Consider the following 18,177-nt stretch of genomic DNA (forward strand, 5'->3'; position numbering starts at 1 on the left):
AAATTTGATCACGGTGGACTGACAGCGTTATACAGGGTTGGAGTATCAGGGCGGACGCGGGCGACAAATGGGCTTTGTCGAAATCTCGAAGCGTAATCTTTTCCGGCAGACATGGCGGACGGCTTTCGTCGCCACGCTGTTCTGCCTTGCCGCGACCACGCTTTCACTTGCCGAGACCAAAAGCCTCAAAGGCGTGGCGCTGATTATCGGCCAGTCGCAATACGAGCACATCGCCGCCCTCCCCAATCCGGCCAACGACGCCCGCGACATGGCCAAGATGCTGACCGACTTCGGCTTCGACGCCCGCAATGTCAGCAATCGCGATGCCGCCAAGCTCAAGCGCGACCTCGAGCGTTTTACGGAAGATGCCGAGGGAGCCGACGTCGCCCTCATCTATTATTCCGGCCACGGCATCGAAGCCGGTGGCGAAAACTACCTGGTTCCGACCGATGCGGACGTGTCGTCGCTCGCAGATGCCGACCAAGCGTTGGTGCCGATATCAGCCGTCATGGACGCGTTGAAAAAGACCGTGCCGGTGACGATCGTGCTGCTCGATGCCTGCCGCACCAACCCTTTCCCGGCCAACGCCATGGTCCGGCGGGCGCCGACCGCCTCCGCCGAGCCGATTGGCGCTGGCGGACTGGAGCCGGTGCGTGGCGCCAAGGCGCTCGGCAACGCGCCGGCGGCCGACGCCAGCCTCGGCACGGTGGTCGGCTTCGCCGCCGAACCCGGCCGCCCGGCGTTGGATGGCGCTGCTGGCGAAAACAGCCCCTACGCGGCAGCGCTGCTGCGCCATCTCGCCGCGATGAAGGGCACCGAGTTCGGCTCGGTCATGCGCATGGTGACCGAGGAGGTCTATCTCGACACCAAGGCAAGGCAGCGCCCCTGGGTCAATGAAAGCTTGCGCCGGCTGCTCTATTTCGGCGTGGCGCCGCCGGAACCGACGGGCGACGATGGGCTGATCACCGGCGAACGGCGGCAGCTGCTTTTGACCATATCCGACCTGCCCGACCCGAAGCGGGCGCAAGTGGAACTGGCCTCGCTGCAGGAAAATGTGCCGCTCGACGCGCTCTACGGTGTGTTGAGGGCGCTTGGCACGGAAAAGATCCCCGAGGATCCGACCGACCTGCAGAAAGTGCTCGACGCGCAGGCCGAGCGGCTGAAGAAGATGATGTCCGATCGCGCCGCGCTGCGCACCGACGATCCGGAGATCAAGCGCCTGGTCGCCTCCGCCGACAAGGCCATCGGCCAGGGCGCGATCGTGACGGCGCGCAAGTTCCTCGACGACGCGGTCGGCCGGGTCGAGCGGACCAGCGATGCGGTCGACGAGGCCGAGGATCTTGTCAAGCAGAAGCGCCTTGCGGACGCTGCGATCTATGCCAGGCGCGCCGACGCCTCGGCGCTGGTGTTCGACTACAAGTCCGCCGCCGGCGATTACGCCAAGGCGTTTTCGCTGGCGCAGAAATGGGACGACAAGCTGCGCTGGAACTACAAGAACCAGGAAGCGGAGGCGCTCAATGCCTATGGCTACGCCACCGGCGACCTCGATGCGCTGCAGCATTCCATCGAGGCCTATCGCGTCATCCTGAACTTCATCCCCAATGGCGAACAGAATCGCGACTGGGCGATCACCCGCAACAACATGGCGGTGGTGCTGCAGACCATCGGCGAGCGCGAGACCGAGACCGCGCGCCTCGAAGAGGCAGCGCGGATCTTCCGCGATTCGCTTGTCGTGTTCGATCGCGTGAAGGACGATCTTAACTGGGCCGCCGCGCAGAACAATTTGGCCAATGTGCTGCTGAAGATCGGCGAGCGCGAAAGCGACCCGAAGCGGCTGAACGAAGCGGTGGCGGCGATGCGCGCCACACTGGAGAAGCGCCCGCGCGACAAGGTTCCGCTCGACTGGGCCTCGTCGCAGAACAATCTCGGCCTCGCGCTCTATGCGCTCTCCGAGCGCGAACCCGCCGGCGAGCATCTCGGCCAGGCGGAAGCAGCCTATCGGCTGGCGCTTGAGGAATACACGCGTCAAAAGGCACCCGTGGAATGGGCGATGGTCGAGAACAATCTCGGCAACACGCTTGTGACGCTTGGCATCCAGCTCAACGACAAGGCCAAGATCAACGAGGCGGCCGACGCCTTCCGCGCCGCGCTCGAAGTGCGAACCCGTGAAACCTTCCCGGTCTCGTGGGCCACCAGCCGTCTCAACCTCGGCAATGCGCTGAGCGGCGTCGCCCGCTTCGACATGGGAACCGGCACGCTCGAAGAGGCGGCGGAAGCTTATGACGATGCGCTGACGGTATTTACCCGGCAAAGGTTCCCGATGGACTGGGCGTCAGCCCAGAACAATCTCGGCTCGATCTATCAGACGCTTGGCCAGCGCACCCGCGACGCAGCCAAGCTCGAGCAGTCGGCAGCAGCGTTCCAGGCAGCCCGGCAGGTCTATGTCAGGCGGAAATTCCCGCTGGACTGGGCCATGAGCTACTACAATCTCGGCAACACGCTGCAGCTTCTTGGCGGCGTGACGGAAAAACCCGAGCACTACAGCCAAGCGGTCGACGCATACCGCGATGCGTTGCGCGAGTACAAGCGCGAGACGAACCCTCGGCAGTGGGCGCTGACCCAGGCCGGCATCGGATCGACGCTGCACTGGCTGAGCATGAGCAATGCCGATCCCAAGACCTTGCAGGATTCGATCGCTGCGCGGCGGGCGGCGCTTGAAATTCTCACCATGGAAACGGCACCCATCGACTGGGCCAATGCCCAGAACGGCATCGGCATGAGCCTGCTCAACCTCGGGAACATCCAGCGCACCGGCAAATATCTCGACGATGCGGAAGCGGCCTTCACGGCGACGCTGAAAGTGTTCACCAGGGAAAGCCAGCCCATGCAATGGGCGTTCGAACAGAACAATCTCGGCGACATCCACTGGAACCGCGCCAGCTATGGCGGCGGCAAACCGGAATATCTCAAGGCCATCGAATTCTTCGAGAACGCCAAGCAGGGCTTTACCGAGGCCGGCTACACCATGCCTATCCCGCTTACCGACCAGAAGATCGACCTGGTGAAGAAGCAGATCGCCAAAAAGTGAGGCTGGAGACGCGGCAGGAGACTCGGAGGGGCAGCTCCCGGCTTGTCTTTGTGCCCGCTTTCCAATCCCTATATGCGAATGACCGGAGCGTGATGCCACGCTCGTGGAAGGTTGCGATGATTCGATTTGCATTGGCGCTGTTTCTGCTCGTCATTCCCGTCGCTGCTCATGCCACGGATGCCGGCTGGGCACTGCTGCGTGACGGTGGCCATGTCGTGCTGCTTCGCCACGCCATGGTCACCGGCACCACCGACCCCGCCAATTTCGACATCGACAGCTGCGCCACCCAGGTCAACCTCTCGGCGCGCGGCAAGCAACAGGCGAGCAAGATCGGCGCCTTGTTCGCCGCGCGCGCCGCTCCCATCGAGCGCGTGCTGTCCAGCCGCTATTGCCGCTGCCTCGACACCGCGCGCATCGCCTTCGAGGCCGAACCGGAACCCTTTGCGCCGCTCGACCTGCTGAAGGGCGGCGATGCGCAGAAGGCAGAGCAGGTCGCCGCGATCATGAAGGAAATCCGCGCCTATTCCGGCTCCGACAATCTGGTCATGGTCACCCACCTGGAAGACATCGTGGCGTTGACCGGCATCTCGCCGCGCGAAGGCGAGGCCGTGGTCGTCGAGCCGCAAGGCGACGGCCTGCGGGTGCTCGGCCGCGTCACGTTTTGAGACGGCGGCAGTGTTGCCGAAATACCACTACCCGAAGAAGCCGCGAATTCGCCGCGACAATGCCGCTTGCGACAACCCGTCGCAGGCTCTATAGCCGCGCTCCCGGTCACGAAAACCGAAGCGAGCACAACGGTTGGAGCTTTTGCCTCCGCCCGTGCAGGCGGCTTTGCCGCCCTGTATACGGCGCCGCTTCGGGGATTGGGATCGCGGATGTAGCTCAACTGGGAGAGCGCCGGATTTGGTCCGGAGGTTGTGGGTTCGAGTCCCGCTGTCTGCACCACGGATAGCTCAGTTGGGAGAGCATCAGACTCATAATCTGACTGTCGAAGGTTCGAGTCCTTCTCCATTGGCCTCAAAGCCAGCACCCTATCACGGTGTTATCTGAAAACGGTCCGGGGACTGGAATGCTGAAGATCTGACGGACGGCAGAAGCCTTCGGGCCGCAGCCGTATCGAAAGGTCCGATGCCATCGGCTCGCGGCCAGGCCCGCGGTGACGATCAAGGCGCAGCGTCGCCGGCAAGGGAGGCCAAGGCCTCCGGCGCCCGCTTCGTTGCCCCCGCGATCCGCTCCCGAAGGCCCGCCGCGGATTGATGCCACCAGTCCCCGGATCATTCGTGCCCGGACCATGACGACGTGAAACGAGAAACGAAGGGAAGATCGACGCATGACGTGACGCCTCGCATGGGGCCATGCCCGACAGGAGTAAGACAATGACTGTTCTCGATAAGGTTCTTGGACGCCAGCGCGTCCTCGTGAAGGAAAATGAACGTGCCCTCACCCTCTACAAGGGTGAGATCAAGGCTGTCCTGCTGCCGGGCGAGCATTGGCTCGCCAACCGGGGTGGAAGCCTTGAAGTGTCGCGGCACGATCTGAAGAACCCGGAATTCGTTTCGGCGTACGAGAAGGCGTTGTTCGACAAGCTCCCGGATGTGGCCGCACGTCATTTCACCGTCATTCGCACCGGTCGCGCGGATGTCGCAATCATCGAGCGTGACGGCAACCTGCACGCCGTTCTGGCGCCGGATCGCAAGCTGGTGCTGTGGACGGATGCCGGTCCGTGGAAGGTGACGCTGGTCGACACCTCGGCCGATCTCGCCATCGATCCGGCGGTGATGCGCCGGCTCGGCCAGGCCCGGAAGGCGGAATTGATGTCCGTCCACCCGGTCCTCGACGGCCAGGCCGGGCTGCTGTTCATCGACGGTGTGCTGGTGCGCACGCTCGCCGCTGGCGTGCATGGCTTCTGGAATGTCGGACGCATGGTGCAGATCAAGGTCGTCGACCTCAAGCGCCAGTCGCTCGATGTCGCTGGGCAGGAAGTGCTGACCAAGGATCGCGTCACGATCCGCGTCAACATCGCCGCCGAATACCGGGTCGTCGATCCGGTCAAGGCAGTGAGCGCTGTGAAGGACTTCTCCGAGGCCCTCTACCGCGCCCTGCAGTACGCCTTCCGCAAGACGCTTGGCTCGCTCACCCTCGACCAGATCCTGGAAAAGAAGGTGACGATCGACGAGGAAGCGGCGGCCAAAGTCCGTGCCGATATGGCCGAGATCGGGGTCGAGGTCAGCGATATCGCGCTCAAGGATGTCATCCTGCCGGGCGAGATGCGCGAGATCCTGAACCAGGTGGTGTCGGCCGAAAAGCAGGCCGAGGCCAACGTCATCCGCCGTCGCGAGGAGACGAACGCCACGCGTTCCCTGCTCAACACGGCCAAGGTGATGGCGGAGAACCCGGTGATGCTGCGGCTGAAGGAGCTCGAGGCTCTGGAAACCATCGCCGGCAAGGTCGAGCGGCTGACCGTCCACAACGGGACGAGCGGGCTGCTCAACGACCTTGTGAAGCTCCGCGAAGATTGATGCATGTCGCCCAAAAGTGGGGCCGGTTTTGGGATAACGACATGCATCCAAACAAGGCTGACGCAACGTCAATGGGAAGGGCCGCAGGTTTGACCGGCGGCCCTTCTTGCCTTTCCTGGGCACGCTTCCCATCTGCGCCCGGCTTATCAGGCCTTTTCCTGCCGGGAAAAACCGATTAGACAGCGCCCAAACGAATGCGGACAGATTCCGCCCGCAAAGAAGGAAAAGCCCTTGTCCACCACGTTCGACAAAGTCGCCAAGATCATTGCCGACACCAGCGAGATCGATATCGACACCATCACGCCCGAGAGCCACACGATCGACGATCTCGGCATCGACAGCCTCGATTTCCTCGACATCGTCTTTGCCATCGACAAGGAATTCGGCATCAAGGTGCCGCTGGAAAAGTGGACCCAGGAAGTCAACGACGGCAAGGCATCGACCGACGACTACTTCGTCATGAAGAACCTGTGCGCCAAGATCGACGCGCTGGTTGCCGCCAAGACCGCCTGAGATCGGGCAAGCGCGCGGCCTTGACGGGCTGCGCCTCCTGACCCACAAAGCCGCTCATGAGCAGCCCCCACGACGTCGTCATCACTGGCATCGGCCTTGTCTCCTCGCTGGGAGAAGGCCCTGACGCACACTGGCAGAAGCTCTCGCAGCCAGGCCTGCAGCCGGTGCTCGAAGCGGCGCGCTTTGCGCCCTACACCGTCCATCCACTGCCCGAGATCGACTGGAACCTGCAGATCGCCAAGCGCGGCGACCAGCGGCAGATGGAAACCTGGCAGCGGCTCGGCACCTATGCCGCGGGACTTGCGCTGGATGACGCCGGCATCAAGGGCAATGACGAACTGTGCACGACCATGGACATGGTGGTGGCCGCCGGCGGCGGCGAGCGCGACGAGGCAGTCGATGCCGCCATTCTCGCGGCCTCGGAAAGCCGCAACGACCGCGATGTGCTGCTCAACGAGAAGCTGACGACGGAATTGCGGCCGACCTTGTTTTTGGCCCAGCTCTCCAATCTGCTCGCCGGCAATATCTCGATCGTCCACAAGGTGACGGGCTCGTCGCGCACCTTCATGGGCGAGGAAGGTGCCGGCGTCTCGGCCGTCGAGACGGCGGCCGCGCGCATCCGCTCGGGCCAGTCGACGCATGTCCTGGTCGGCGGCGCCTTCCAGACCGAACATTCCGACATGCTGCTCGGCTATGAACTTGCCGGCTACCTGCATCGTGGCCCCTGGAAACCCGTCTGGCAAAGACAGGGCGCCGAGGGCGGTGGCGTGGTATCGGGCTCCGGCGGCGCCTTCCTGGTGCTGGAGCAGCGCGAGCACGCGGCAAGCCGTGGGCGCAAGATCTACGCCGAGCTCGGGCCGGTCGTCTCCGGCCGCGCGAGACGTTCGCGCGGGGAACTCGACGCCGAGATCGCGGCACTGCTCAGCCGGGCGGCCTTGCCGAATGGCAAGCTGCTGGCGATGTCCGGCGCCTCTGGCGCGCATGCGGCGACCATCGCCGAGAAAGCGGCCCTCGATGCTGTCGAGGCAATCGCGGCGCGCGGCTTCTCGACACTGACCGGGCATATGAAGGAAGCGCAGTTTCCGTTCGCCGTGGCCCTGGCCGCACTCGCCGTCGACCGCAAGGCTGGCTACCCTGTCTTCGATGCCACGGCCGAGAAATCGTTCGAAGGCATTCCCGTAAGCGTCCTTGCAACGGCGATCGGCTATCACCAATTCGAGGGCATGGCGCTGGTCAACGCCGCGTAACGCGGCCCCACGATCCATACTGCAACGACAAGAGGGCTCCCGAATGGCCAATCTCAGAGATCACATGGGCAGGCCAATCGTCGCCGTCACCGGCATCGGCGTGGTGACCTCGCTTGGCGTCGGCAAATCGGACAATTGGGCAGCACTGACCTCGGGCAAGTCGGGCATCCATCCGATCACCCGCTTTCCCATCGATCAATTGAACACCCGCATCTCCGGCATGGTCGATTTCCTGCCGTCGAGTTCGAAAGGCGCGAGCCCCCTCACCTACGAGTTGGCCGAGCTTGCGGGTATCGAAGCCGTGGCCGAAGCCGGTCTTGATTCCAACGATTTCGGCGGACCGCTCTTCCTTGCCTCCCCGCCGGTCGAACTTGACTGGGCCGAGCGCTTTTCGCTCTACAATTCCGACAAGGACAAGGATGACACCGCCGCCGAAAGACTGCTCCGGGTGGCGCGCAGCTTGAAAGAGCTTGATATTTTCGAAACGACCCAGTTCGGCTCGATCGCCGACCGCCTTGCCGACCGCCTTGGCACGCGCGGTCTTCCGATCACGCTGTCGACGGCTTGCGCCTCGGGCGCCACCGCGATCCAACTCGGTGTCGAGGCGATCCGCCGTGGCGAATGCGACCGGGCGCTTTCGATCGGCGCCGACGGCTCGGCGACCGCCGAGGCACTGATCCGTTTCTCGTTGCTTTCGGCGTTATCTACGCACAACGACATTCCCGAAAAAGCATCGAAGCCTTTCTCCAGGGATCGCGACGGCTTCGTGCTGGCCGAGGGATCCGGAGCACTGGTGTTGGAATCGCTTGAGGCGGCTTTGGCTCGCGGCGCCACCATCCTTGGCATCCTGGGCGGTTGCGGCGAAAAGGCCGACGACTTCCACCGCACCCGCTCGAAGCCGGACGCTTCGCCGGCCATTGCCGCGGTTCGCGCCGCGCTGGCCGATGCCGGCCTGGGTGAAGACGAAATCGACTATGTCAACGCCCACGGCACGTCGACACCGGAGAACGACAAGATGGAACATCTGGCGCTGTCGACGGTGTTCGGCGAGCGCATAAGCTCCATGCCGGTCTCGTCGAACAAGTCGATGATCGGCCATACGCTGTCGGCGGCCGGCGCTGTCGAGGCCGCTTTCTCGCTGATGACGATGCGCGAAAGCGTCATTCCGCCGACCATCAACTACGACAATCCGGACCCCGCGATCGTGCTCGACGTGGTGCCGAACAAGAAGCGCAATGCCGAGGTTCGCAGCGTTTTGTCGAACTCCTTCGGCTTCGGTGGCCAGAACACTTGCCTTGTCATGGCGCGGGAACCGGTCTAAGCGACCTTTTTCAGCCATACAGAACCGACAGGCCTCATGCGCGCACTGCAACTTATCGAGGACCGCCGTCTTGAAACGGTGGACCTGCCGCCCCCGCCGCCACCCGCACTCGGCGAAGTCACGCTGCGCATCAAGGCGGTGGCCCTGAACCATATCGACGTCTGGGGCTGGCGCGGCATGGCCTTCGCCAAGCGCAAGCTGCCGCTGGTCGTCGGCGCCGAAGCCTCCGGCGAGGTCGAGGCGGTCGGTCCCGGTGTTTCCAGCCTGCTGCCCGGACAGTTGGTGTCGATCTACGGGGCGCGCACCTGCGGCCTCTGCCGCGCCTGCCGCGAAGGTCGCGACAATCTCTGCGAGCATGTCTCGGGAGTCCACGGCTTCCACCTCGACGGCTTCGCGCAGGAGAAGATCAACCTGCCAGCGCGCCTGCTCGTCCCCGCTCCTCCCGGCGTGACCGATATCGGGGCCGCAGTGGCGCCCGTGACCTTCGGCACCGTCGAGCACATGCTGTTCGACAACGCCAGGCTTCAGCCCGGCGAGACGATCCTGGTCCATGCCGGCGGATCCGGCATCGGCTCGGCGGCGATCCAACTGGCTAAGCGCATGGGCTGCACAATCATCACCACGGTCGGCTCCAACGACAAGATCGACAAGGCCAAGGCGCTCGGCGCCGACCATGTCATCAACTACCGTGACGACCGTTTCGAAGGCGTCGTGCGCAAGCTGACCAAGAAGAAGGGCGTCGACGTCGTCTTCGAACATGTCGGCGCCGACACTTTCGCCGGCTCGATGCTGTGCCTGAAGCGTGGTGGCCGCCTGGTGACGTGTGGGTCGACGTCGGGCGTGTCGACACAAATCAATTTGATGCAGCTGTTCCAGCAGCAGCTAAAACTGCTGGGATCCTTCGGCTGCCGCATGGAAAACATGGCCAACGCCATGCAGAAGATGGCGGCGGGCCAGGTCTCGCCGGTCATCGACACCGAGGTCGGCTTCGACGACATCGATGCGGCGCTGAAGCGCATGGAAGGCCGCGACGTCTTCGGCAAGATCATCCTGCGCGTCGTCTAGAGCCTTGATTTCGGTGCTCAAGAAGTTTCGCCGCGATCTCAGGTTTCGCTACGGCAGACAGCTGCGCCAGGTGAACTACTGGCTGGTTGCGCGCGCCGCGATGATCATCATCTCGATACTGCGCCTGCTGCCGGTCGACGCCGCGCTGAATTTCGCCGACCGCGTCGCGCGCCGCATCGGCCCCTGGGTCGGGCGTCATCAGGTCGCCATCGACAATCTGCGCAAGGCCTACCCGCAAAAGAGCGAAAGCGAGATCCAGGCCATCGCGTCGGACATGTGGGGCAACATGGCGCGGCTGGCCGCCGAATACATCTTTCTCGACGCCCTGTTCGACTACGACCCCGCCTCCAGCAACCCCGGCCGCGTCGAGGTCAAGGGAACGGAGCACTTCGTCGAGATAGCCGCCGAAAAACAGCCGCATATCGTCTTCACCGGCCATCTCGGCAATTTCGAACTGCTGCCGGTGGCTGCCGCGACCTTCGGCATGAACATCACGGCGCTGTTTCGCCCGCCCAACAACCCCTACCTTGCCGACTACATCCTCTCGACGCGCCGCTCGACCATGGGTTCCCTGCTGCCATCGATGGCCGGCGCCTCGTTCGCATTGGCGGGCATCCTGGAGAACGGCGGTAATATCGGCGTCCTTGTCGACCAGAAATTCTCCAACGGCCTGGAGACGACCTTCTTCGGCCGTCCCTGCCAGAGCAACCGCGTGCTGGGCACGCTCGCCCGCCACTACGACTGCGATGTCTATCCGGCGCGCTGCGTCAGGCTGCCAGGCAACCGCTTTCGGCTCGAGATCGAGGACAAGCTGGTCCTGCCGCGCACCGCCAACGGCAGCGTCGACGTTCACGCCACCACACAGATGCTGAATGATGTGGTCGAGCGCTGGGTGCGGGAGGATCCCGGCCAGTGGATGTGGTTCCACAAAAGGTGGGAGATCAGCAACTGGCGTCGCAAACAGCGCCCGAAGCCGACTCCAGTCGCAAACACCTAATGCATGTCGCCCAAACTGATCTGGTTTTGGAAGAACGACATGCATAACCAAAGACTTAAAGCGCGTCGCATGAATCTGTTTCGTCGCGACGCGCTTTAAGCCAGGCCTATGGCAAGAAAACGCGTTTTACGCCAGCCGATCATGTACCGGCGAAATCAAGCGCTCAGTTGGAGACGACAATGCGCGTGTTGCCGAATCCCACTTCCCGCACCATTGAATAGAAGGCCGCGGCATTGGCCGTGTGCAACCGCACGCAGCCATGCGAAGCCGGGCGGCCGAGCTGCCTGACGGCACCGGTTCCGTGGATGGCATAGCCGCCATGGAAGAACACGGAATATGGCATCGGCGACATATGGTATTTGCGCGAATACCACATCCGGGCCGTGCGTTGCGGCCGATAGTTGCCACGCGGCGTGAAATAGCCGGTCCGCGCGGTCGACACGCTCCACCTGTAAACCGACAGCCCATACCGGACCGTCATCGTCTGCGAAGATACGTCTATGTTCGCCTCGAGGCTGGCTGCCCAGCCCTGCCCCGAAGCGCCGAACAGCATCGCGACAAATACGGCCGCCATGAGAACTGTCTTTTTCATGCGATCAAACCCCTTTGATTGCCCCTTGCTTGCCTGCCTGCCATCACGATGTTTTTCATCTTTTTAATGGCAGGTGAATGAAGTAACACACACTCATTGACCAATTGGCCAATCCAAAGCAGAGAATTTGAACGATTTCCCGCGATAGTTGCCGCATCGACACGCCGCACCGGCCTGATCACCAGCGGGCTTGCAAAACCGCCGAGATCGCTGCTCAACTCGTCATATGAACGAGCGACTCCTCAAGGCAATCGACAACAGGCGCGACGATGTCGTTGCGCTGACCGCCGACCTCATCCGTTTTCCGACCATCAATCCGCCTGGCGAAGCCTATGGGCCATGCGCCGAATACATCGGTGCGCGGCTGAAGAAGCGCGGCTTCGAGACGGAATTCATCCGCGCCGAAGGCACGCCCGGCGATACGGATCGCTATCCGCGAATCAATGTCGTCGCGCGATTTGACGGACGCTCTCCAGGCGCCTGCGTCCACTTCAACTCGCATATCGACGTCGTCGAAGCCGGCGATGGTTGGACCGTCGATCCCTTCGCCGGCGTCGTCAAGGACGGCAAGGTCTACGGCCGCGGCGCCTGCGACATGAAGGGTGGGCTCGCCGCCTCCATCATCGCTGTCGAGGCCTTCATGGAAGTATTCCCCGACTTTCCCGGCGCCATCGAGATATCGGGCACGGTGGACGAGGAATCCGGCGGCTTCGGCGGCGTCGCCCATCTGGCCGGGCTCGGCTACTTCTCGAAGCCCAGGGTCGATCACGTCATCATCCCCGAGCCGCTCAACAAGGACCGGATCTGCCTTGGCCATCGCGGCGTCTGGTGGGCGGAAATCGAGACCAAGGGCGAGATCGCGCATGGCTCCATGCCGTTTCTCGGCGACAACGCAGTGCACCATATGGGCGCTGTACTGCAAGCTTTCGAGGACGAGTTGTTCCCCGCGCTTGACCGCAAGATGACACGCATGCCGGTGGTGCCTGAAGGGGCGAGGCGCTCGACCATGAACATCAATTCCATCCATGGCGGCCAGACCGAGGATTTCCGGCCCGGCCTGCCCTCGCCCAACGTGCCCGATTCCTGCCGGCTGACCATCGATCGCCGCTTCCTGCTCGAGGAGGATCTGGCCACGGTCAAAGGCGAAGTGACCGGCATTCTCGACCGGCTGAAGCGCGAGCGCAAAAAGTTCGACTACGAGATACGCGACCTCATGGAAGTGCTGCCGCTGATGACCGAGCGCGACGCACCCGTGGTCAGGGCCGTGGCGCAAGGCATTCATGCGATCTTCGACCGCGAGCCGGACTACGTCATTTCTCCCGGCACCTACGACCAGAAGCACATTGCCCGCATTGGCCACATCTATGATTGCATCGCCTATGGACCCGGCATTCTCGACCTTGCCCATCGGCCGGATGAGTGGGTCGGGATATCGGACATGGTGGAATCGGCCAAGGTGATGGCGATCGGGCTGAACGTGCTGCTGCGCGGCACGGCCGCGGGCTGAGGCCTCCCGCCGGACAAGCTTCGACCGATCGAAACGGCCGCCAGGAGAAAAACTTTCCCAACCACGACGCCCGGCAGCACGAAACGCAATTTACTCCCGCACGAAATCACGCTTCTATCGCCCGGTTTGAGCACGTGTCTGAACGCATGGGAGTGCACGATGAGATTGTGGAAAATCATTCTGGCCGCGGCCGTCCTGGCACTGGCCGCCGGAAGCCCGGCCTTTGCCGCGCGCACCGACCTTGTCATCGGCATTCCGCTCGAGCCGCCGCATCTCGACCCGACCGCCGGCGCCGCCGCCGCCATCGATGAGGTGCTCTACGCCAATGTGTTCGAAGGCCTGACGCGCATCGGCCCGAATGGCGAAGTGCTGCCGGACCTGGCCGAAAGCTGGACCATTTCCGACGATGGCAAGGCCTACACTTTCAAGCTGCATACCGGCGTGAAATTCCACGACGGCGCCGACTTCAGCGCCGACGACGTGAAATTCTCGCTGGACCGCGCCCGCGCCGACAATTCGGTCAATGCTCAGAAGAACCTGTTCGCGGCCATCGACAAGGTCGATGTCATCGATCCGGCGACGATCAAGGTCACGCTGAAGAACCCGCAAGGATCCTTCCTCTACAATATGGGCTGGGGCGACGCGGTGATGGTGTCGCCAAAATCGGCTGACACCAACAAGGAGAACCCGATCGGCACCGGTCCGTTCAAATTCCAGGGTTGGGCCAAGGGATCGTCGATCACGCTGGTGAAAGCCGACCATTACTGGGGCACGCCGGCATTCCTCGATAAGGTCGAGTTCCGCATCGTGCCGGATGCCGCCGCCAATGTGCCAGCGCTGCTGTCTGGCGACATCCAGGCCTTCCCGTTCTTCGATCCCGACAGCCTGGCGCAGGTCAAGGACGACCCGCGTTTCAAGGTGGTGATCGGCTCGACCGAGGGCGAAACCATCCTGTCGATCAACAACAAGAAGCCGCCTTTCGACAAGCTGCAGGTCAGGCAGGCGATCTCCTACGCGCTCGACCGCAAGGCAATCATCGACGGCACCTCGGCCGGCCTCGGCCAGCCGATCGGCTCGCACATGTCACCGGCCAACAAGGACCATGTCGACCTCACCGGCCGCTATCCGCACGATGTCGCCAAGGCCAAGGAATTGCTGAAGGAAGCAGGCCTGGAGAACGGCTTCAAGGCCACGCTGAAGCTGCCGCCGCCCGGCTATGCGCGGCTCGGCGGCGAGATCATCGCCTCGCAGCTTCGCGACGTCGGCATCAACCTCGATATCCTACCGGTCGAATGGGCGCAGTGGCTGGACCAGGTGTTCACCAAGAAGGACTACGACCTGACCATCGTCTCCCACACCGAGCCCAACGACATCGATATCTATTCGCGCAAGGATTACTATTTCAACTATGACAATCCGGCCTTCGACAAGGTGATCGCCGACCTCAACCTCACCTCCGACGCGGCCAAGCGCAAGGCGTTGCTCGGACAGGCGCAGAAGATCCTGGCCGACGACGCCGTGGTCGGCTTCCTCTACGAACTGCCCAAGGTCGGAGTCTGGGACGCCAAGCTGCAAGGGCTGTGGGAAAATGCCCCGATCCAGGCCAATGACCTCACCAAGGTGAAGTGGAGCGAGTGAACACTCAGGCTGTCTGGCGGAACTTGCGCTCTGTCACACCCCCCTCTGCCCTGCCGGGCATCTCCCCCGCAAGGGGGGAGATTGCGTCCTCCTTTATGCTTTCGCCAATCGCCGACGTTGAACACTGGTCGACGATACATAAACTGCTGATCTTCCCCCTTGCGGGGGAGATGTCCGGCAGGACAGAGGGGGGTGCGCGGGAACTCGACCTTCGCCCGTTTGCAACAGGGCTCCGCCACCTCCCATGACCGCCTACCTCCTCAAGCGCCTCGCCATAGCGCTCGCCACGCTGGTGCTGGCTTCCATGGTGGTGTTCGCGGTGCTGGAAATCCTTCCCGGCGACCCCGCCCGGCTGATGCTGGGCATGAACGCCAGCGCAGACCAGGTCGAGTTGCTGCGTAACCAGATGGGCCTCAACGCACCGCTGCCTTGGCGCTACCTGCACTGGGCCGGCGGCCTGCTCAGCCTCGATTTCGGCCGCTCCTATACCTATTCGGTGCCGGTCAGCGATCTCGTGCGCGAACGGCTTGCCGTGTCGCTGCCGCTGGCGCTGATCGCGCTTGTGCTGTCCACGGTCATCGCCATTCCCGTCGGCCTGTTTTCCGCCAGCCGGCGCGGACGCGCCGGCGACACCGTGGCGATGGGCGCGGCGCAGCTTGGCGTCGCCGTGCCCAATTTCTGGTTCGCGCTGATGCTGATCTATGTCTTCGCGGTCTGGCTGCGCCTGGTTCCGGCCGGTGGCTTTCCCGGCTGGGGAGCCGGTGTCTGGCCGGCGCTGAAATCGCTGCTGTTGCCGGCAGTCGCCCTTGCCTTGCCGCAAGCGGCGATCCTGGCACGTGTCACCCGCTCGGCGCTGATCGAGGTGCTGAACGAGGATTACATCCGCACCGCCCGCGCCAAGGGCCTGCCCTATCGCGCCGTGCTTTGGCGGCATGCACTGCGCAACGCCATGATCCCGGTGCTGACCATACTCGGACTGCAATTCGCCTTCCTGCTTGCCGGGACCATCATCATCGAGAATGTTTTTTATCTCCCCGGCCTCGGCCGGCTGGTGTTCCAGGCCATCACCCAGCGCGACCTGATCGTCGTCGAAAGCGTCGTCATGCTGCTGGTCGCCGCCGTCATAGCCGTCAACCTCATCGTCGATCTTTCCTATGCGGTCGTCGATCCGCGCCTGAGAAGCCGGCAATGACCCTGCACATCGACATTCCCGAGGAAACGTTCGGCAGCATCCTGGCCAAGGCATTCCGGAACACCGCTTTCGTCACCGGCTTCGTCATCACCTTGCTCATCCTGGTGATGGCAATCGTCTCCTATGTCTGGACGCCCTACGATGTGACGAAGCTGGTCATAGCCGACAAGACGCAGGGGCCCTCGCCGGCGCATTGGTTCGGCACCGATCATTTCGGCCGCGATATCCTGTCGATGATCATGGTCGGCGCCCGCAATTCGATTGCGGTGGCTTTTGTAGCGGTCGGCATCGGCATGGGCGTCGGCGTGCCGCTCGGCGCCTTTGCCGCGGCGCGCGGCGGTCTCGTCGACGAGGCGCTGATGCGCATCAACGACCTCGTCTTCGCCTTTCCCGCCCTGCTGTCGGCGATCATGATCACCGCCATCTTCGGGCCGGGCGCCGTCAACGCCATCATCGCCATCGGCATTTTCAACATTCCGGTGTTCGCACGGGTCGCCAGGGCCGGCGCGCTGGCGATCTGGCCGCGCGAATTCATCCTGGCCGCGCGCGCCGCGGGAAAAAGCAGCACGCAGATATCGATCGAGCATGTCTTGCCCAACATCGCCACGCTGCTTCTGGTGCAAGGCACCATCCAGTTCGCGCTGGGCATCCTGGCCGAAGCCGGGCTTTCCTATCTCGGCCTCGGCGCGCAGCCGCCAATGCCAAGTTGGGGCCGCATGCTGTTCGACGCCCAGACCCGCATTGTGGTGGCGCCGTGGATGGCGATCTTTCCCGGCATGGCGATCGTCGTTGCCGTGCTCGGCTTGAATCTGCTGGGCGACGGCATCGCCGACATTCTCGACCCGAAATCGCGGCGGCGGCGATGAGCCTGCTGGAGATCGAGAACCTGTCGCTCGCCATCGGCGATACGCCGATCCTGAAAGGCGTGGAGCTCTCCGTTGCATCAGGCGAAGTCATGGGGCTGGTCGGCGAATCCGGCTCCGGTAAGTCAATGACCGCGCTGACGGTGATGCGCCTTCTGCCCCACGCCGCGCGCGCCACCGGGCGCGTCACATTCGACGGCATAGACATCCTCGCCGCGACGGAGGACCAGATGTGCGCGCTGCGCGGCGACGACATCGGCATGGTGTTCCAGGAGCCAATGACGGCTCTCAATCCGGTCAAGACCATCGGCGAACAGGTAGCCGAAGGCATACGCTGGCACACCAAGGCCACACGCGCGGAAGCCGAGGAGCGAGCGCGAAAAATGCTCGACCGCGTCGGCCTTCCCTCGGCCAAATTTCCACTGTCGCGCTATCCGCACGAGTTGTCCGGCGGCCAGCGCCAGCGCGTCGTCATCGCCATCGCCTGTGCGCTGAAGCCGAAGCTGCTGATCGCCGACGAACCGACGACGGCTCTCGACGTGGTGCTGCAGGCGCAGATCCTCGACCTCCTGCGCGATCTCGTGGCGGAGAGCCGCATGGGCCTGCTGCTGATCTCGCACGACCTCGCCGTGGTGACCGAGATGGCCGACCGCATCACCATCCTGCGCCATGGTGAGGTGATGGAGGCCGGCGACACGGCGCGCACGTTGTCCGAACAGCTCCACCCCTATACGCGCCAACTGGCGCAAGCCTCGATGCATGTACCGGCGCGCGCCAAGCCGCATGGCGCTGGAACAGGCAAGCCCCTGCTTCAGGTCGAGAACGTGACCCGTGACTATGCCGGCCGGCGCACCGCGCTGTTCAGGCGCGCGCCCGACATCCGCGCCGTCGACGATGTCTCCCTGACGATGGCGCCGGGTCAATCAATGGCGCTGGTCGGCCGCTCCGGCTGCGGCAAGTCAACGCTTGCCCGGATGATCCTGGCGCTGGATCGGCCGAGTTCGGGCACGATCCGGTTTCGCGGCGACACCATCACCGGCAAGCGCGAACCAGAACTGAAGCCGGCGCGACGCGACATGCAGGTTGTCTTCCAGGATCCCTATGGCTCCTTCGATCCGCGCCAGAAGGTGGAAAGGCTGGTCGCCGAGCCGCTGCATGTGCTGGAAAAGAAACCGACCCGCGCCGAGCGTCGCGAGATGGTGGCGCATGCGCTGCACGAGGTTGGCCTCGGCATCAGCGACATGGACAAGTACCCGCACGAATTTTCGGGTGGCCAGCGCCAGCGCCTGTCGATCGCCCGCGCCATCATCACCCGCCCCAAGCTGGTCGTTGCCGACGAGCCGGTCTCGGCGCTCGACGTCTCGATCCGCGCCCAGGTCCTCGATCTGTTCGCCGAACTCAACCAGAAGCTTGGCATCGCCTATCTCTTCATTACCCATGACCTGACCGTCGCCCGAGCCATCACCGACGAGGTGCTGGTCATGCATGACGGCAAGATCGTCGAGCGCGGCAGGACGAACGAGGTGCTCGATCATCCGCAATCCGAGGCCGCCAAGGCGCTGGTTGCCGCCGCCCCGGACCTGCACAGGGCAATCGCGCGCCGGATGCGGGAGCAAGGTTAAGAAGGCGGTTCGC

At 63.5% G+C, this 18,177-nt stretch carries 15 protein-coding genes and 2 tRNA genes; 15 read left to right on the forward strand and 2 right to left on the reverse strand.

Features of this window, described 5'->3' with window-relative positions:
* Positions 1–67 precede the first annotated feature (67 nt).
* The 10 genes from X741_RS139610 to X741_RS139565 all read left to right on the forward strand — a co-directional run bounded on the left by X741_RS139610 (position 68) and on the right by X741_RS139565 (position 10,750).
* Complete coding sequence (locus X741_RS139610) at positions 68–3,088, forward strand: caspase family protein (protein ID WP_023780382.1); 3,021 nt, start codon at positions 68–70, stop codon at positions 3,086–3,088.
* A 116-nt stretch (positions 3,089–3,204) separates the two neighbouring features.
* Positions 3,205–3,753: a histidine phosphatase family protein gene (locus X741_RS139605; protein WP_023780383.1), complete on the forward strand. Its 549-nt coding sequence runs from the start codon at positions 3,205–3,207 to the stop codon at positions 3,751–3,753.
* Between the two features lie 206 nt (positions 3,754–3,959).
* Positions 3,960–4,033: transfer RNA gene (locus X741_RS139600), tRNA-Gln, on the forward strand.
* 2 nt (positions 4,034–4,035) lie between these two features.
* Positions 4,036–4,103: transfer RNA gene (locus X741_RS139595), tRNA-Met, on the forward strand.
* Between the two features lie 361 nt (positions 4,104–4,464).
* The gene (locus tag X741_RS139590; protein ID WP_023763433.1) at positions 4,465–5,607 is read left to right on the forward strand and encodes a slipin family protein; all 1,143 of its coding nucleotides are present in this window, start codon (positions 4,465–4,467) and stop codon (positions 5,605–5,607) included.
* A 231-nt stretch (positions 5,608–5,838) separates the two neighbouring features.
* Entirely contained in the window at positions 5,839–6,120 is a 282-nt protein-coding gene (locus X741_RS139585) for an acyl carrier protein (RefSeq protein WP_010909964.1), read from the forward strand.
* 56 nt (positions 6,121–6,176) lie between these two features.
* Positions 6,177–7,367 (forward strand): beta-ketoacyl-ACP synthase, encoded by a 1,191-nt coding sequence (locus tag X741_RS139580; protein ID WP_023780384.1) that lies wholly within the window; start codon positions 6,177–6,179, stop codon positions 7,365–7,367.
* A gap of 43 nt (positions 7,368–7,410) precedes the next feature.
* Positions 7,411–8,688, forward strand: a complete 1,278-nt coding sequence (locus X741_RS139575; protein WP_013895023.1) for a beta-ketoacyl-ACP synthase — start codon at positions 7,411–7,413, stop codon at positions 8,686–8,688.
* 36 nt (positions 8,689–8,724) lie between these two features.
* Positions 8,725–9,753 carry a zinc-binding dehydrogenase gene (locus tag X741_RS139570; RefSeq protein ID WP_013895022.1) on the forward strand — a complete coding sequence of 343 codons (1,029 nt, stop codon included), beginning with the start codon at positions 8,725–8,727 and terminating at the stop codon, positions 9,751–9,753.
* A gap of 13 nt (positions 9,754–9,766) precedes the next feature.
* Complete coding sequence (locus tag X741_RS139565) at positions 9,767–10,750, forward strand: lipid A biosynthesis lauroyl acyltransferase (protein ID WP_023780385.1); 984 nt, start codon at positions 9,767–9,769, stop codon at positions 10,748–10,750.
* A 163-nt stretch (positions 10,751–10,913) separates the two neighbouring features.
* On the opposite strand, the gene X741_RS139560 is transcribed toward X741_RS139565, so the two are convergent.
* Positions 10,914–11,342 carry a L,D-transpeptidase gene (locus X741_RS139560; protein ID WP_023780386.1) on the reverse strand — a complete coding sequence of 143 codons (429 nt, stop codon included), beginning with the start codon at positions 11,340–11,342 and terminating at the stop codon, positions 10,914–10,916.
* The gene (locus X741_RS1000000170100) at positions 11,339–11,560 is read right to left on the reverse strand and encodes a hypothetical protein (RefSeq protein ID WP_156937957.1); all 222 of its coding nucleotides are present in this window, start codon (positions 11,558–11,560) and stop codon (positions 11,339–11,341) included. The genes X741_RS139560 and X741_RS1000000170100 overlap by 4 nt, the downstream gene beginning before the upstream one ends.
* Before the next feature lie 8 nt (positions 11,561–11,568).
* On the opposite strand from X741_RS1000000170100, the gene X741_RS139555 reads away from it, so the two are divergent.
* The 5 genes from X741_RS139555 (at position 11,569) to X741_RS139535 (ending at position 18,164) form a co-directional block, all read left to right on the forward strand.
* The gene (locus tag X741_RS139555) at positions 11,569–12,849 is read left to right on the forward strand and encodes an acetylornithine deacetylase/succinyl-diaminopimelate desuccinylase family protein (RefSeq protein WP_023780387.1); all 1,281 of its coding nucleotides are present in this window, start codon (positions 11,569–11,571) and stop codon (positions 12,847–12,849) included.
* Between the two features lie 159 nt (positions 12,850–13,008).
* Positions 13,009–14,487 (forward strand): ABC transporter substrate-binding protein, encoded by a 1,479-nt coding sequence (locus X741_RS139550; protein ID WP_023780388.1) that lies wholly within the window; start codon positions 13,009–13,011, stop codon positions 14,485–14,487.
* Between the two features lie 244 nt (positions 14,488–14,731).
* Positions 14,732–15,679: an ABC transporter permease gene (locus X741_RS139545; RefSeq protein WP_023780390.1), complete on the forward strand. Its 948-nt coding sequence runs from the start codon at positions 14,732–14,734 to the stop codon at positions 15,677–15,679.
* Positions 15,676–16,545, forward strand: a complete 870-nt coding sequence (locus X741_RS139540; RefSeq protein ID WP_023780391.1) for an ABC transporter permease — start codon at positions 15,676–15,678, stop codon at positions 16,543–16,545. The genes X741_RS139545 and X741_RS139540 overlap by 4 nt, the downstream gene beginning before the upstream one ends.
* Positions 16,542–18,164, forward strand: a complete 1,623-nt coding sequence (locus tag X741_RS139535) for a dipeptide ABC transporter ATP-binding protein (RefSeq protein ID WP_023780392.1) — start codon at positions 16,542–16,544, stop codon at positions 18,162–18,164. Before X741_RS139540 ends, X741_RS139535 begins: the two co-directional genes overlap by 4 nt.
* Positions 18,165–18,177 lie beyond the last annotated feature (13 nt).

The sequence above is a fragment of the Mesorhizobium sp. LNHC221B00 genome, from assembly GCF_000502935.1.
In the GTDB taxonomy this organism is placed as follows: Bacteria; Pseudomonadota; Alphaproteobacteria; order Rhizobiales; family Rhizobiaceae; genus Mesorhizobium; species Mesorhizobium opportunistum.

Excerpts from the sequence above, each read along its gene's own strand:
- X741_RS139610 (WP_023780382.1), top strand. The coding sequence starts at position 68 with ATGGGCTTTGTCGAAATCTCGAAGCGTAATCTTTTCCGGCAGACATGG.
- X741_RS139605 (WP_023780383.1), top strand. The coding sequence starts at position 3,205 with ATGATTCGATTTGCATTGGCGCTGTTTCTGCTCGTCATTCCCGTCGCT.
- X741_RS139590 (WP_023763433.1), top strand. The coding sequence starts at position 4,465 with ATGACTGTTCTCGATAAGGTTCTTGGACGCCAGCGCGTCCTCGTGAAG.
- X741_RS139580 (WP_023780384.1), top strand. The coding sequence starts at position 6,177 with ATGAGCAGCCCCCACGACGTCGTCATCACTGGCATCGGCCTTGTCTCC.
- X741_RS139575 (WP_013895023.1), top strand. The coding sequence starts at position 7,411 with ATGGCCAATCTCAGAGATCACATGGGCAGGCCAATCGTCGCCGTCACC.
- X741_RS139570 (WP_013895022.1), top strand. The coding sequence starts at position 8,725 with ATGCGCGCACTGCAACTTATCGAGGACCGCCGTCTTGAAACGGTGGAC.
- X741_RS139560 (WP_023780386.1), bottom strand. The coding sequence starts at position 11,342 with ATGAAAAAGACAGTTCTCATGGCGGCCGTATTTGTCGCGATGCTGTTC.
- X741_RS139555 (WP_023780387.1), top strand. The coding sequence starts at position 11,569 with ATGAACGAGCGACTCCTCAAGGCAATCGACAACAGGCGCGACGATGTC.
- X741_RS139550 (WP_023780388.1), top strand. The coding sequence starts at position 13,009 with ATGAGATTGTGGAAAATCATTCTGGCCGCGGCCGTCCTGGCACTGGCC.
- X741_RS139545 (WP_023780390.1), top strand. The coding sequence starts at position 14,732 with ATGACCGCCTACCTCCTCAAGCGCCTCGCCATAGCGCTCGCCACGCTG.
- X741_RS139540 (WP_023780391.1), top strand. The coding sequence starts at position 15,676 with ATGACCCTGCACATCGACATTCCCGAGGAAACGTTCGGCAGCATCCTG.
- X741_RS139535 (WP_023780392.1), top strand. The coding sequence starts at position 16,542 with ATGAGCCTGCTGGAGATCGAGAACCTGTCGCTCGCCATCGGCGATACG.